The sequence below is a fragment of the Streptomyces sp. NPDC086989 genome, from assembly GCF_044745505.1.
In the GTDB taxonomy this organism is placed as follows: domain Bacteria; phylum Actinomycetota; class Actinomycetes; order Streptomycetales; family Streptomycetaceae; genus Streptomyces.
The window spans coordinates 24215-38347 of record NZ_JBIVAL010000025.1 but is presented as its reverse complement, the minus strand read 5'-3'; the positions used below and the strand labels follow the sequence as shown (position 1 = coordinate 38347).

Annotated in this window: 10 protein-coding genes and 2 pseudogenes; 5 read left to right on the top strand and 7 right to left on the bottom strand. The window is 70.5% G+C overall.

Annotated elements, in window-relative coordinates:
- Positions 1–21 precede the first annotated feature (21 nt).
- Positions 22–354, top strand: a complete 333-nt coding sequence (locus ACIPK4_RS36665; protein ID WP_402321331.1) for a DUF6233 domain-containing protein — start codon at positions 22–24, stop codon at positions 352–354.
- A 257-nt stretch (positions 355–611) separates the two neighbouring features.
- On the top strand, positions 612–1196 hold the full coding sequence (locus ACIPK4_RS36660) for an RCC1 domain-containing protein (protein WP_402321329.1): 585 nt from the start codon (positions 612–614) through the stop codon (positions 1194–1196).
- 78 nt (positions 1197–1274) lie between these two features.
- Here ACIPK4_RS36660 and ACIPK4_RS36655 read toward each other — a convergent pair whose 3' ends face one another.
- Together ACIPK4_RS36655 and ACIPK4_RS36650 are read right to left on the bottom strand one after the other, a co-directional pair.
- Positions 1275–4064, bottom strand: a complete 2790-nt coding sequence (locus tag ACIPK4_RS36655) for a molybdopterin-dependent oxidoreductase (RefSeq protein ID WP_402321326.1) — start codon at positions 4062–4064, stop codon at positions 1275–1277.
- Positions 4061–4890, bottom strand: a pseudogene (locus tag ACIPK4_RS36650) (FAD binding domain-containing protein). The gene ACIPK4_RS36655 and the pseudogene ACIPK4_RS36650 overlap by 4 nt, the downstream one beginning before the upstream one ends.
- Positions 4891–5121: 231 nt before the next feature.
- Here ACIPK4_RS36650 and ACIPK4_RS36645 point away from each other — a divergent pair.
- Entirely contained in the window at positions 5122–6567 is a 1446-nt protein-coding gene (locus tag ACIPK4_RS36645) for a PucR family transcriptional regulator ligand-binding domain-containing protein (RefSeq protein ID WP_402321323.1), read from the top strand.
- 191 nt (positions 6568–6758) lie between these two features.
- Here the strand turns inward: ACIPK4_RS36645 and ACIPK4_RS36640 are convergent, their stop codons facing one another.
- The 3 genes and pseudogenes from ACIPK4_RS36640 to modA all read right to left on the bottom strand — a co-directional run.
- Positions 6759–8549 (bottom strand): Ig-like domain-containing protein, encoded by a 1791-nt coding sequence (locus ACIPK4_RS36640; RefSeq protein WP_402321320.1) that lies wholly within the window; start codon positions 8547–8549, stop codon positions 6759–6761.
- Between the two features lie 44 nt (positions 8550–8593).
- Entirely contained in the window at positions 8594–9673 is a 1080-nt protein-coding gene (locus ACIPK4_RS36635) for a hypothetical protein (RefSeq protein ID WP_402321317.1), read from the bottom strand.
- Between the two features lie 569 nt (positions 9674–10242).
- A pseudogene (gene modA / locus ACIPK4_RS36630) lies at positions 10243–10659 on the bottom strand (molybdate ABC transporter substrate-binding protein); the annotation flags it as partial.
- Between the two features lie 619 nt (positions 10660–11278).
- Here modA and ACIPK4_RS36625 point away from each other — a divergent pair.
- Together ACIPK4_RS36625 and ACIPK4_RS36620 are read left to right on the top strand one after the other, a co-directional pair.
- Entirely contained in the window at positions 11279–11431 is a 153-nt protein-coding gene (locus tag ACIPK4_RS36625) for a hypothetical protein (RefSeq protein WP_402321314.1), read from the top strand.
- 614 nt (positions 11432–12045) lie between these two features.
- Positions 12046–12744 carry a CDP-diacylglycerol diphosphatase gene (locus ACIPK4_RS36620; protein ID WP_402321311.1) on the top strand — a complete coding sequence of 233 codons (699 nt, stop codon included), beginning with the start codon at positions 12046–12048 and terminating at the stop codon, positions 12742–12744.
- A 187-nt stretch (positions 12745–12931) separates the two neighbouring features.
- On the opposite strand, the gene ACIPK4_RS36615 is transcribed toward ACIPK4_RS36620, so the two are convergent.
- Both ACIPK4_RS36615 and ACIPK4_RS36610 read right to left on the bottom strand, forming a co-directional pair.
- The gene (locus tag ACIPK4_RS36615; RefSeq protein WP_402321308.1) at positions 12932–13426 is read right to left on the bottom strand and encodes a hypothetical protein; all 495 of its coding nucleotides are present in this window, start codon (positions 13424–13426) and stop codon (positions 12932–12934) included.
- 235 nt (positions 13427–13661) lie between these two features.
- Positions 13662–14105, bottom strand: coding sequence for a hypothetical protein (locus tag ACIPK4_RS36610; RefSeq protein WP_402321306.1), 444 nt, complete (start codon positions 14103–14105; stop codon positions 13662–13664).
- Positions 14106–14133 lie beyond the last annotated feature (28 nt).

Genomic DNA, 14133 nt, shown 5'->3' with positions numbered 1-14133 from the left:
GCGCAGTACGGGGGCTGAGCAGTGTCCGGACTCCCGCCCGACCTCCCGCGCCTGCGCACCGTCGTCACGTACCTGCGCGGCGAGCTCGGCCGCGCCGAGCGGGCACTGAACACGGCGGAGGAGCGCGAGGCCCTCGCCGCGCGGCGCAGACCTCCGACCGAGCCTCCCGCGTGGCTGATCGAGCGCGGCATCGGCGCGGGCCGGCTGCCGGTCCGCGTCCACGCCGGGGGCTGCTGGGACAGCCGAAAACGCTGCACCCCCATCGACACCAACCAGACGCGCCGAGCGCTGGCCGAGGGGATACCCGCCTGCCCGCACTGCCGCCCCGACACCGCCCTCGGGATGCCGGAGTGAGTGCCTGTTTCTGAACGCCGTAACAGCAGGTCACGGGCCGCCAGTGCGGAATCGGAGCCTTGATGATTCCGTTCGGGGAACGGTCAGGGTGCCCGTTCCCCGAACGGGAGCAGCTGAGGATGTCCCACTTGGGTGGGGAAAGGGCGGCGTTCGAGTGCGTCACGCCCTGAATCCTGTAGGTCCGTCCGGCTGCGCATCGTGATCACGTGCGGGGCCGCACGCGCAGCCCCGCACGTGATCACGAGAGGACCGCCCGCATGCGTCGATCCCCTGTCCTGCTCACCTTGGTTGTGGCCGCCGGCCTCGCGCTCGCGCCAGTGAGTCCGGCATCCGCCGCGTCCTCAGCCAGCGGGGCGCCCGTGCTGAGCTGGGGAGCCGGTCGAACCGGCCAACTCGGCAACGGCACCACCGCAGACAGCCTCAGCCCCACCCCCGTGACCGGCCTGGCCCGGTCGGACGTCGACCAGATCTCCGCCGGCGGCACCTCCAGCGCCGACTCCTTCGCACTGGCCCGCACCCGCAGCACGGTCAAGGCATGGGGACACGGCTCGTCCGGCCAGCTCGGTAACGGCGGCACCAGCAACCAGAGCGTGCCCACCTCCGTCCCCGGGCTGAGCCACATCAAGGACATCGCCGCCGGCGGCAGGCACGCCCTCGCCCTGGACACGTCCGGGCAGGTGTACTCCTGGGGGGACAACGCCTACGGGCAGCTCGGCAACAACCACACCGGCGACTCCCGAGGCGTCCCCGGGCTGGTCCCGGGCATGCCCAAGGTCAAGCAGATCTCCGCCGGCTGCGACTTCAGCCTGGCCCTGCTGGAGAACGGCAAGGTCTACGCCTAGGGCCGCGGCGTCCACGGCCAGCTGGGCACCGGCAACCGCGCCACCAGCTCGGTCAGTAACCCGGTTGCAAATCCTGGGCTAATGGCCGTTTTGGGATCGCATCTTCTGCCAGATGACGTCGCGGGTGAGGGGCAGTTCGGTGAAGCGGATGCCCGTGGCGTCGCGCAGTGCGTTGGCGAAGGCGGGGGCGACGGGGTTGAAGGGGCTTTCGCTCATGGACTTGGCGCCGAGCGGGCCGATCGCGTCCGTGGTCTCCATGAAGTGCACCTCGGTTCGGGGGACGTCGGCGTACTGCGGGAGACGGTAGCGGCGGAAGGCGGCGGTGGTCACTTCGCCACGTTCGTCGAGGCGTACGTTCTCGAACAGTGTCGCGCCGAGTGCCTGGGCCACGCCGCCCTCGACCTGGCCCCGGCATTGCATGGGGTTCATGACCTTGCCCGCGTCCGCAGCGTGCACGCTGCGCAGGATCCTCAACTCGCCGGTGCCCGGGTCGACGGCGATGCGGAACCACTGGGCGTTGAAGGCAACGGACCGGGGCGAGCCGCCCCAGTGGCCCTCGGCCGTCAGTTCGCCCTCGGAGCCCCGGGCGTGGGCGGCCTCGTACAGTTCCTTCAGGGTGACGGTCCGGCCGGCGCAGTCGAAGCCTTCGGTCGAGAGCGTGCACAGGTGCCGCGCGGTGCCCGTGTGGCGGGCGGCGAAGGTCCGCAGGCGCTGCGCCAGGGAGCCGGCCGCCAGCAGTACTGCTTTGCCCGCCACGACCGTGCCGGCGGAGCCGAAGGCGCCGGTGTCGTGGCGGACCACGTCCGTGTCGGACTGGCGGATGCGGATCCGGTCCACCGTGGTGTTCAGGGCGCCTGCCGTGATCTGCTTGTGGACGGTGGTGGTGCCGTTGCCGAACTCGGCGGTGCCGACGGCGATGTCGTAGGTGCCGTCCTCCAGAAGTGAGACGCGGGCGTCCGCGAAGTGTCCGCCGGGAGGACCGGTGGCGATCATCGCGACCGCCGCGCCCTGGCCGGTGAGCCATCCCTCGGGGACGTCGCGGTGGCTGGTGTCCTCGGCGATGGCGATGCGGACGATGTCCATGCACTGCCCCAGTCCGTACGAGGCGATGTGCAGGTCCTCCTCGTCGCCGATCGGGCTGACCATGTGGTCGCCGGGGCCGATGACGTTCTGCTCCCGGAAGGCGAGCGGGTCGATGCCGAGGCGGCGGGCGAGTTCGTCCATGGTGGATTCGAGGGCGAAGGTGACCTGGCCGAGGCCGTAGCCGCGGAAGGCGCCGGCGGGGACGCAGTTGGTGTAGACGGAGTACGCCTCGACCTTCTTGTGCGGGGCCCGGTAGACGGCGAAGGACTCGCCGACGCTGTGGAACATCACGGCCGGACCGTGGTTGCCGTACGCGCCGGTGTTGGAGACCACGCGCATCCGGAGAGCGGTGAGGGTGCCATCGGCCCGGGCGCCGGCCTTGACGGTGATCTTGAAGGGGTGGCGGGTGGTCGCGCCGTAGAACTGCTCGGCGCGGGTGTACTCGAGCTTCACCGGCCGGCGCAGCTTGAGCGCGGCGAGGACGACGATGTCCTCGGTGAGCATCTCCTGCTTGCCGCCGAACCCGCCGCCGACCCGGCCGGCCACGACGCGGACGTCGTCCTCGTCCAGGTCGTACAGCGTGCACAGGGCCCGGCGGGTCAGGAAGGGCGTCTGGGTGGAGGAGCGGACGGTGAGCCGTTCGCCGGTGCCGTCCTGGCGGGGTTCGAAGTAGGCGACGCAGCCGTGGGTTTCGAGGCTCGCGTGCTGCACCCGCTGGGTGTGGAAGGTCTCCTCGTAGACAACGTCGGCCTGGGCGAATCCTTCGTCCACGGATCCGGCTTCGCCGTGGACCTCGCCGACGACGTTGTTCTCGGGCCGGGCGATGCGCGAGGCGGGGCTCTTGTCGTGGATCACGGGAGCGCCGGGGCGCATCGCCTCCTCGGGATCGAGGACGTACGGCAGTTCCTCATAGGTGACGGCGACCCTGCGGCAGCCTTCCTCGGCGGCTTGCTCGCTGTCGGCGACGACGGCGGCCACCCGCTGGCCGACGTAGCGGACCGTGTCGTCCAGGACGCGGGTGTCGTCCGGGTCCTCGGTGGGGTGCTCGTGGCGGGCGGAGGAGTACAGGCGCTCGGGGGCGTCGTGATGGGTGAGGACAGCCCGTACGCCGGGGACGGAGAGGGCTTCGGTGGTGTCGATGGAGACGATCCGGGCGTGCGGGTGGGGTGAGCGCAGGAGCTTCATGTGCAGCACGCCGGGGACGTCGACGTCGAAGGTGTAGCGGGCGGTGCCCGTGACGACCTGGGGTCCGGCCGGGGCGCCGGGGCTGCGGCCGACGGCCTGGCCCGCGCAGGGACGTTCGGTGTGCTTGACGCCTCGGACGGCGTCCTCGATGGCGCGGTAGCCGGTGCAGCGGCAGAGGTTGTTCTTGAAGGCCCGGGGCAGGTCGTCGAGCTTGCCGTCGTCGTCAGCGGTGCTGGCCTCTGCCTCCAGGGCCGCGGTGGTCATGAGGAAGCCTGCCGTGCAGAAGCCGCACTGGAAGCCCTGGGCGTCGAGGAACTTCTGCTGGACGGGATGGAGTTCGCCGTCGGGGTGGGCCAGGCCTTCGACGGTGGTGACGGAGCGGCCGTCGGCTCGTACGGCCGGGTAGAGGCAGCTGTGGACCGGGCGGCCGTCGACGTGGACGGTGCAGGCGCCGCAGTCGCCCTGGTCGCATCCCTTCTTCACGCCGAACCAGCCTTGTTCACGGAGGTAGGTGCGCAAGCACTGGCCGGGCCTGGGGGCAGTGTCGAAGGGTTGCCGGTTCACCTCGATGCGGAAGCGCGGGGTGGTGTCGAGGCTCATGGGGATTCCTTGCGGTCGAAGGTGAGTTCGCGGCGGATCTCCTCGGCCAGGCGCAGGGCCATGTGCCGGCGCCAGTCGGGCAGGCCGTGGATGTCGTCGAACCATTCGCTGGGGCTGACGGCCCGGTCGATGGCCGCGCGCAGCTCGGTGGCGGTGGGGGCAGCGGGAACCAGAGGCGGAAGGGGCGGGTGGTGGCAGCGGTGACCGTGACGGCCAGAGATCCGTCATGCGGGTCCACCGTGCCGATGACGAGGGCGGCGGAGCGCCCGAGGCCGTAGAGCGACGCCTGGCGGAAGGCGGTGCGGAAGCCCAGTGCGCGGGCGGGGAGGTGGATGGAGCGGAGGAGTTCGCCCTCGCGTAGGTCCTTCACCCCCGCGCCGAGGACGAAGCGGGTGACAGGCAGACTGCGGGTGGCGCCGTCCTGACCCTGCAGGAAGACTTCGCCGTCGAGGGCGGCGGTCAGCGAGATCATCGGTCCGGCGGGCAGGCCGTTGCAGAGATTCCCGCCGACGGTCGCCATGTTCCAGATCTTGAAGCCGGCCAGGAAGGCCCGGCAGCACTGGACCAACAGCGGGCCGACGGGCTCCGTCAGGGACCGGCCGAGGCGGTGGAGCTCTGCGATGGTGCACGTGGCGGCGATGTCGAGGGAGCCGTCGGGCTGCCGGGTCAGCGATGGCCAGCCCATCCGCGACAGGTCGATCAGGCGGCGGATGTGAGGCTGCGGCTCGGAGAACAGGTACGTGCCGCCGCCGAGCCAGGCGTCACCGGGCCGCCACGGCTCCCGCCGACGGGCGTCGCGTACGTCGAGCACGGTGTTGAGGTCCAATTCACGCCACCGACCTTCCTGGATGCGCGGACTCTGCACGGGTCGCACGTCAGTGAAGCAACCGCCGCATGCCTGCCACGACTGGTGCGGGACACGGAATCGCCCACCGGAGACGCCACTGCTTTGGTGAATCAACCAAGAGGCTTTTCTGCTGTCAGCCTTGCATTTACGATGATGACGCCCTTGTTCACCTTGCGAACGAGGAGCACGATCCGTAGGGAGTTTCCCGTCATGCACCTCCTCGAACTGCTGGAGTCCGACGACCTCGGCCTCACCCTCCTGTGGGGGGAGGAGCTACTTCTCGGCCAGGAGGTCAACGGGGTCACCGCCACGGATCTGGAGGACCCCAGCCGCTTCCTGGGCCCCGGCGAGCTCGTGTTGAGCGGCCTGGTGTGGTGGACGCACCACTCCCCCGGCAAGGCCGATCGCTTCGTCGCCGCGCTGGCGGATGCCGGGGCCGCCGCGCTGCTGGCCGGCGAGGAGACCCACGGCCACGTGCCCGAGGAAGTCGTGAAGGCGTGCCGCGCTCATCGGCTGCCGGTGGTCGCGGTGCCCGCGCGGACCAGCTTCCGGACGGTCACCGAGGCCGTCTACCTGCGGCAGTGGGGGGACCTGAGCCGCCGCCGCAACCGGCTCTTCGCACTGCCGGAGAACGTACGCGCGGAGCTGGGAAGGCTGCTGGAGCGGGGAGCCGAGCCGGACGAACTCCTGGACCGGGCCTGTGCGCACCTAGGCCGGGTGCCGTGCTACCTGCTCACCGCCAGCGGCCGCACGCTGGCCCGTACCGCATCGGCCCCGCCGATCGCACCCGGGCATCCCGCCTCGGCCCGCAGCGGGCTCTCGCTGCACGTCAAAGCTGACAGCTCACCCTACGACGCCTGGTACCTGCACGTTCCGGACGCCGATGCGGCACCGCCCCGCGTGCTCCACGAAATCGCCGGGGTACTCGCGCAGTTGCGGGACGGACAGGCCGCCGCAGCCGCGGCGGCCAGGTCCGCCGGACAGGACCTGGTCCGGCTGCTGGAAGGCGCCTGGGAGCCGGGGCTGCTGGACGAGGCGCTGACCACGGCCGGCTTGCCGCTCGGCGGCCCGTACCGGGTGGTCGCGGCAACCTCCGGAGATGCGCTGGCGGAGGCTCTCGGCCACCTCCCCGACGTTCCGGCGGCCGTCGGTGAATCGACCGCCGTGCTGTTCGAGGGCGCGGTCGACGGGCCTGACGTCCTGGGCCGCCTCCGTACGGCGTGGGCCTTGGTGCAGGCGTGCGCCGGCCCGGAGGCCGACCTGTGTGTGGGAGCGGGCGCGCGGGCGGACACCGCCGAACAGCTCGCTGCCTCGTCGCGGCAGGCCCGGTTCGCGCTGACGGCCGCCGACCGTCAGGAACCGGTTCGTGGTGTGGAGCACCTGTCGACGCTGGCGGAGCTGCTCGCGGGGGTGCCCGCGGAGGTGCGCCAGGTGTTCGGAACACGGACGCTCGGGGCCCTGCGGGACGGGATACTGCGCCAGACGCTGGAGGTGTTCCTGGCCCACAACTGCTCGTGGGCCCGGACCGCCGAGGCACTCCACCTGCACGTGAACACGGTGCATTACAGGATCGAGCGCGTGGAGGTGCTCACCGGGCGCGACCTGTCCCGGCTGGACCACAAGCTCGACCTGTACGCCGCCTTGCAGTGCGCCTGACGCCACTGGCCCATGCTCGCTCGACCTGACGCGTGCGGCCCGAGGGTCTGCCGTTCGATGGGCAGCCTCTCGGGCCGATGACGAGCGGACGGGCAACCGCCCCTTAGCCGCGCGGAGTCGGGGAGGCCTCTGTCTCAACCGGGGCTCGTACGTCCTGGCCCTTGCCGGTCAGGACGCACGAACAAGGCGGTTCAGCGACACTGGCCGGAGCGCGGGCCCTGCACCTCGTTGGCCTCCTGGCGCAGTTCCGGCGCGTTGCCTTCGCAGCGCAGGGGTCCGGTGAGGCGGTTGTGGCTGAAGGAAGGCGCCGCCTGGGCCGGCGGCAGACCGCTGCCGCTGTTCCCGTTGATCCTCACCTGACCGGTCAGAGTGTTCGCGCCGACTTCCAGACCGCCGGTGTTCTCGGCCAAGGTCAAGGGACCCACGACCGTGTTGCCGGCACAGACCATTGCGGGGGTTGCCGATCCGACCAGTACGTGGCCGCTCGTCCCCTCCGCGGTGACCGCGCCGGCGAGGCGTGAGCCGCACAGGCGCAGGGCACGGGCCCGGTCCGCGCTGAGGCGTCCGTTGATCTCCGCTCCGGCGAGGGCCAGCGCTCCGCCGAGTTCCACTGTGACCGGTCCGGTCTGGACCGCACCCGCGGCAAGGCAGAGCGACTGCCCCGCTGCCACCGTCAAGGCGCCCGTGCGGGCCCCGGTGATGCACGGCTGGCTGAAGCCCACCGTGAGTTCGGCGGGGCCGTTCGACTCGCTCGCGGTGAAGTTCCCGTCGCCGCTGTAGGTGGCGGTGAGGGCATTGGCGCCGGGCCGGAGTCCGGCGGTGGTGAGGCTGGCCCGGCCGTCGATGAGCGGCGCGGCGCCCAAGGCGACCTGGCCTTCGAAGAAGTTCACCGTCCCGCTGGGTGCCGAGGGTGTCCGGGCCGCCGAGGACACCGTCGCGGTGACGGTGACGTCGTGGCCGAAGAGCGGGGTGGCGGTGTCCGTGGCGAGGGCGAGGGTGGTGTCGTAGCGGAAGGAGACCACTGCCTTGCCGTTGCCCCGGTTGACCCCGGCGTCCAGCACCGCATCGCGCAAGGAGTGCGCGGCGTAGCTGCTGCCCCCGCCCCCGCCGGCGCCGTAGAAGTTGCCGGGGTTGCCGCCGCCGGAGCCGCCTCCGCCGCCGAAGTAGCCACCGCCCCCTCCCCCGCCGCCGTTCCCGCCGCGGGCGCCGTTGCCGCCAGGGCCGCCGCTGCCGGCGTTGGCCAGTCCTGTGTTCGGGTCGGTGTCGCTGCCGGCGATCCCGGGGCCGCCCGCGGCGGAGTTGGGGCTGCCCGTGCCGTGCGCGGTCTGCGAAGCGCCGCCTCCTCCGACGCCGGACCCTTCCGGCCCGCCGCCCTGGCCTCCGGCTTCGGCGACGAGTCCGCCGCCGTTGCCGCCGCGGAGCAGGGAGCCGCCGTTGCCGGCCCCGCCTCCTCCACCGGCCACCAGCAGCCGGTCGTCCTTCCCGAAGGCGCCGGTACGGAGGTCCGAGGCGCCGCCGCCCGAGCCTCCGCCGCCGTGGGCGCCACCACCACCGGCCCCGTGGCCGAGGCCGCCAGGACGGGCGTATTCGCCGCGGAGCGAGGAGCCGGGGATGCCGGCCGCCCCGACGGTGATCTGGAGGTCGTGGCCGACGGTCACCGGCAGCGTTGCGCGGGTGCGTCCGCCGAGGCCGCCGGATGCTCCTGTGTTGGGCGGGTTGGGGGTGACGAAGCCGGCCGCGCTGCCGCCCTCGGCGCCGTTGAGGTCGACGCTGACGGCCGACACCCCGGCGGGGACGGTGAAGGTGTCGGTGCCGGGCGTGGCGTAGGTGCAGCTGGGCGGTGACGCGGTGAAGAGGCCGCCGGTCCCGCAGGGGGTGTCGGCCTCGCTTTGCTCGGCGTTGGCGGACAGCGGAGTCAGCAGGGCGGCCACGAGGCCGGTCAGACCTGCCGCCCTCAGCATCCTGGACGTGAAGGTGCTCAATGAGTGTCCCGTCGGTACGAGGGAGGACTGGGGTGGGGCGTCGCTCAGACGCCGTCGTCGGCGCAGAGCGCCCAGGCGTCGGAGTAGGTGTTCGGGGAGCTGCCCGCGCCGGTGTGGGTGTACGCCGTCCAGTAGGCGGCGGTGGTGGTTCCGTCGCTCACGGCGTTGCCGCCCGAGTCGCTGGGGTAGCTGCCGTTGAGGTGGTCGCCGACCGAGCCCGGGCCGGAGAAGTTGGTGGTCGTCACGTTGCCCCCGCTGATCGCGGCGCCTCCGCTCACCAGCTTCCCGTCGCTCTCGCTGCAGCCGACGGTGACCTTCTGGCCCGCGGTGGCCGCGGTCGGGCCGCTCACCTCGCTGTGGCGGACCGTCACGGTCGCGCCGCTGACGTCGATGTTGTTGCCGCTGCAGATGGCGTACGCGTAGGTGGTGTTGTTGCTGTTGCCGCCGCCTCCGTTCCAGCCGACCGACGACCAGGAGTCCGGGTTCGTCTCACTGTTGGCCGCGGCCTTCTGGCCGTAGCTGTGCGCCGAGTCGTTGAACGTGGGGAAGCTGGCGATGGGCTTGAGGCTGCCGACGCTCGCGGGCGTGATGCGTGCGCCGCCGCCGATCAGGCGCGTGCCCGCCGGGCAGGTCGCGGTGACGAGGGCCACGGTCCCGCTGGTGGTGGGGCCGGCAGTCTTGTTCATGACCACCTGGGTGTGGTCGATCAGGTCGCTGGTGAAACACATGGCGTACGGGGTGCTGGAGAACGAGGCGTTGACCGCGCCGCCGCTGCCGCCGATGCCGAGCCAGTAGGTCACGTCGGTGCCCACCACGCCGGTCGAGCCGGTGTACTCGGTGCTGCCGTTGGGGCTGGGCGCAGTGCCGTTGACCTTGTTGCCGTTGGAGGAGGTTCCCGTACCGATGGCCTGGTCGATGCCGCCACCGGAGATCAGCCCGCTTTCGCAGTGGGCGGAAGTGGAGATCTCGGAGAACGCGGCGGCCGGGCCCGAGGTGGCGCCGGGCGTCTCCACGGTCACCGCCGCGGTGTTGGCGTACGCGGTCCCGGGTGCCACGAGGATCAGGAGGGCACTTACAACCAGGGCCTTCTTCGCGCCGACGCGCCGCAGACCTGTCAACCTCATGGGAAGTCTCCCTCTTTCGGGCTGGGTTCGTCCTTCGCGGACGAACGCGCAGAACGGATCGTGATGCGAGGAGCCTGTGCTCGCCTGCGGCTGGCACTGTCCCGTTGCAGGCGGACCGCATGTCAGCAGCCGCGAGTCGGGGGCGCGGGGGGATCTGAGCGGAGCGCAGAGGTGACGTCCACGGGGGTCTCGCCGACAGACGGACATCGCCACCGCCCCAGCCCGGGTCGCGGGATGGGGACGGCAGGGGATTTACGGGTGCTCCGGGACGTCGAAGCCTGACCACGGCTCATCGCACATGCGGACTATAGCCAGCGAGACAGGCCGCATCTACTGCTACTTCTCGTTAACTTCCTTGCAGATGCCACCATGTCGGAGTAGTCGGTTCCACCCGCGCCTCACCCACCGGGATAGGGTCGCCCCGAAGGCAGAGGGTCCTCCCGCGGACACGAACGTGCGGGGCCTCGAGCCGGGACGGGCGAAGGCCGCCCGGCGGAGGAAGCAGCCGGACGGGCGAACACGCCGACAGGGCCGCCCCATGGGGGCGGCCCTGTCGGAGAGGCATGAGGTTACGGCTTCTGGAAGCCGGCATCCTGAAGGATCTTCTGCGCGTCCGGCGTGCCCAGCCAGGCGATGAACGCAGCCGCCGCCTCGGCGTTCTTGGAACCCTTGAGCGAGGCGGCCGGGTAGGAAGCCACCGCGTTCTGCTCGTCCGGGATGTCCACGACGGCGACCTTGTCACCGGACTTGAGGGTGTCGGTCCTGTAGACCAGACCGGCGTCCGCCTCGCCCAGCTCCACCTTGCTCAGCACGGCGCGCACGTTGGGCTCCTGGGAGACCGGCTTGACCTCGATCTTCTGCGCGTCGAGGATCTGCTTGCTGTAGCGGCGCACTGGGACCTCGGGCGCGGCCAGCACGACCTTGATCTTGCTGTCGGCGAGGTCCTTGAGGCCGCCGATCTTGAACGGGTTGCCCTTGCCGGTCGCGACGGTGGAACGCGGGGCGGCACGCATCATAGCCGGCCTGACGTGCGTTGTAGCCGCGGTGGAGGACAGCACGGCGCTGCTGCGCGATCTTCGAGTGCGGGCTGGAGCACCGAGCCTCCGTCAGCTCTCGACCCAGATCCAGGACGACGACACACTCCCCGCCACCGTCAGCATGTCGGCGCTCTCCGAGGTGTTCAACGGCAAGCGCCTACCGAGGTGGGATTCTCTCTATGCCATCGTCAGAGCCTTGAACGGCGACGTGCGTCAGTGGCAGGTCCGGTGGATGAGGCTCGAGGAGATTCAAGCTGCTCAACGGGGGCCGCGAAAGCTCTAATGCAGTTCATGCCTTCACCCACCAGGACGATCCTGGGACTGTCTCAGTCACACCAGTCGACCGAGACATCCGACTCGCGGGTGCAATTTGGGTTTGGCCTCACCTTCCTACCGGGAGCGCGACACCATCAGGAGAACCCCAGCATGCACCGTCCCGCCGTCTTCGCCGCCCTGCTCGGGCTGACCCGCGCCGGAAGCGCCATCGGCGACTACTGGATTAGCACGGCGAAACCTGTGTCCACCCTCTCGGCGCCAGGCCCGTCGCCGCGCCCTGGACCGCAGCGCCGTGTACCGCCGGCCCGCCTTGATCATGCTGGGCGTCTCCTTCTTCATCGTCGGCGTCATCATGCTGATCGCCGGCCAGCCCGGCGCGGTGGACATGTTCGACCGGGCGATGACCGCCTGGGGCGCCGCCTTCGCCGTACCCCCGAGGAGCTGATCGGCCGAGTGCCGGAAACGCAAAAGGCCCCGTTCCACCGGAGTCATCCGGTGGAACGGGGGCCTTGTTGTGCTGCTGGTCTGTCCGGCCTACTGGTCGACGGCTGATGAGCTGCTTGCGGACGTGCTCGCGGGAGAAGTCGAGGTGCGCGGCACACGGACCGACCCCGGAGTTCCCACTGAACGAGCTTCAGTTTCCCTGAACGGCGGGGCTCACCGGGTGTGAGTCGTTGCAGTACAGAAAGTGCCGCTGAGATTGATCACGGTCCGGTTGGCGTTGGGGTGACCGGGTCGTCCGGCCGCTGGATGCGGACTCGGCGGGGGCAGGGGATGGCGTCGGCGTCCGCGGGCCAGGAGACCAGGCGGCTGGGATGTTCCTCGGCGTCCACCGCGGCCCCGCGTCTGACACCTCCCGGCCAGCGAGGGCGGGGGAAGGAGCGCACGAGACGGGAACTCTCCTCTCGAACGGCACGCTGCCCGAGGGCGTCACAGCTGCACCCTGCGGGTGATTGGCTCACCTGACTGGTTATCTTTTCAATATCGGAGGGATCCTGAACTCAGCCGATCCCGCACACAGCAGGCTCTCGGACGACTCCACAGGGGCGGAGGTATGCCATGTCCACGAACAATCAGGAGAACGCTCCCAGCGCCGATCCTCTCGGCGACGACTGCGGCAGCCAAACGGACGGCGGACACCTCTGGGAGGAAATCCAGGCGTGTGTCCTGAAACAGCCCGGACCCTGCCTGGAAGTGGAAAGCCGTTGGGGCGTGATGGCGGGCCGTAAGGGAAGCACGACGGACTTTCAACTGGTTCCGACGGAGCGTCTCAAAGGGATCGAGTGCCCCAAGATCTGGGCCAGCGGCGCTACCGACTACTGGTCTGCCGCGCAAGGCAGGATCCCCCACTACTTCAGTCAACCGGGCGCGGCCGGACTGGGCATCAACTCCAAACAGGCCCGCAGGCAAGAGCAGTTGCACATCCACATGTCCCATTGCGCCGCCCAGGCGTTGCGCGACCTCGAAGGATATGAGAAGCAGCAGAAAATCACTGCGGACGTGACGAAGTGGAAGAATGCGGTGCTTCCGGTGACGGGCTTCGCATCGGAGACCCGAAACTACCGGGTGATGAAGTCCCCGAATCTCAGCGGTAACCTCTTCTACTCCCTCAGGCATCACGTGGTCGGGGACGACAGCAGGATGCAGTATCAGACGATGATCGTGCTTCCGGCAAAGTACGGCTTCTACATCCTGAACAGTGAGAGCGACCTCCCCAGCGGCACCAACACCTGCAACCACCTCCTCGACTGCGCCTGAGCGCCCGCCCCGTATGGGGTATCGCCGAGGTAAGCCCAAAAGGGGCCATGGGGCGATCTTGCGGTCTTACACGATCAATCTCAGCGGCACTCTCTGTACCGCAACTACTCGAACCCGGGTACCAACTGTTACCGGAGGTGGGGTCAGAAGAGGGTGTCCTGGGAAGCCCCCGAAGGATTACCCGCTGCTATGGCGGCGCCCAACCGAGCCTGACCACCTGATCGAAGTCGACGCGCCGGACGCCGAGGCGCCGCGCGGCCCGGTCCGGGCCGAGGGGGACGTGCAGGTCGAGTAGAACCGGCAGGTCCCGGCGGCGGCCGAGGGCGGCCACCTGGTCCGGGTGGACGTCGGGGAACTCGGCGTCCCGCCGAGGCGGACTAGCAAGCCGGCCCCGGCGAGGTGGCCGACCGCCGCCGCAGTCACCCGGCCGGCACCGCAACGACTCCCCCAGGGCCTGCGTCAGCCGGTCCGCCGCCATCCCGGCACCGATCGGACCCCGCAGGGCCGCGCGCACCTGCTCCGGGTCGACGGCCTCCACCACCGCCCGCGACCACAGGCCAGGGCCAGCCTCGGCCGGCGGGACCAGGCCCGTACCGGTCGCCCACCGCCAGCCCGCCAACGGCACCCGCAGCCGGCCCGCGGCCTGTCCCTCGTCGTAGCTCTCACGTACCGAACGCGCCATGAATCGCACTCCGATCGCACATCGACCGGCCCGACCATCGGGCAGCGCCGGAAACATGCCGAAAGTTCCCGCTTATCACTAATAGCCCTGATTCTGGGGCGAGTTGGAAGCGCACCGCACAAGCCGCCTACGCGTACGCGAGGGCAGGATTCACCCCTGCGGGGGACACGAAACGGGGGCCGGCACCCTTCGGTGCCGGCCCCGAAGGACCCGTTCGTCAGCACGGGACGGGCGGTCAGCCGGTCACGGCCGGGCCCTCGCCGAAGGCCGGGACGTCCTCCGCGGTCACGTCCAGGCGGATCCGCTGGAACGTCAGCGGGCGCCGGAAAACGCCCAGGTCAACCGCCCTGTACGCGCTGACCTCCGCTACCAGGTCCGGGTGGACGAGCACCACGTCCAGGACGTCGCGGCTCCCCCACGTCGAGGTGAACCGCACCCCCTCGAAAGGGTGACCGGGACCGGCCGCGGCGAGGTGCTCGCCGACCTGGCGGGAGACGTCCGGGCGCAGCGGTACGGTCCGGCCGACCGCGCGCAGCCGGCCGTTTGGGTCGTGGCGGCCGAGGACGAGGAACTGGGGGCGTGTCAGGGTGCCGGTGACGGCGCCGATGATCGCCTCTGCCGAGTCCCGTCTTCCTATCTTGGTCCGGCCGCGGTAGCCGGGCAGGTAGCGGGTGTTCATGCCCGCGACGACGGAGATGGCGGTCCCG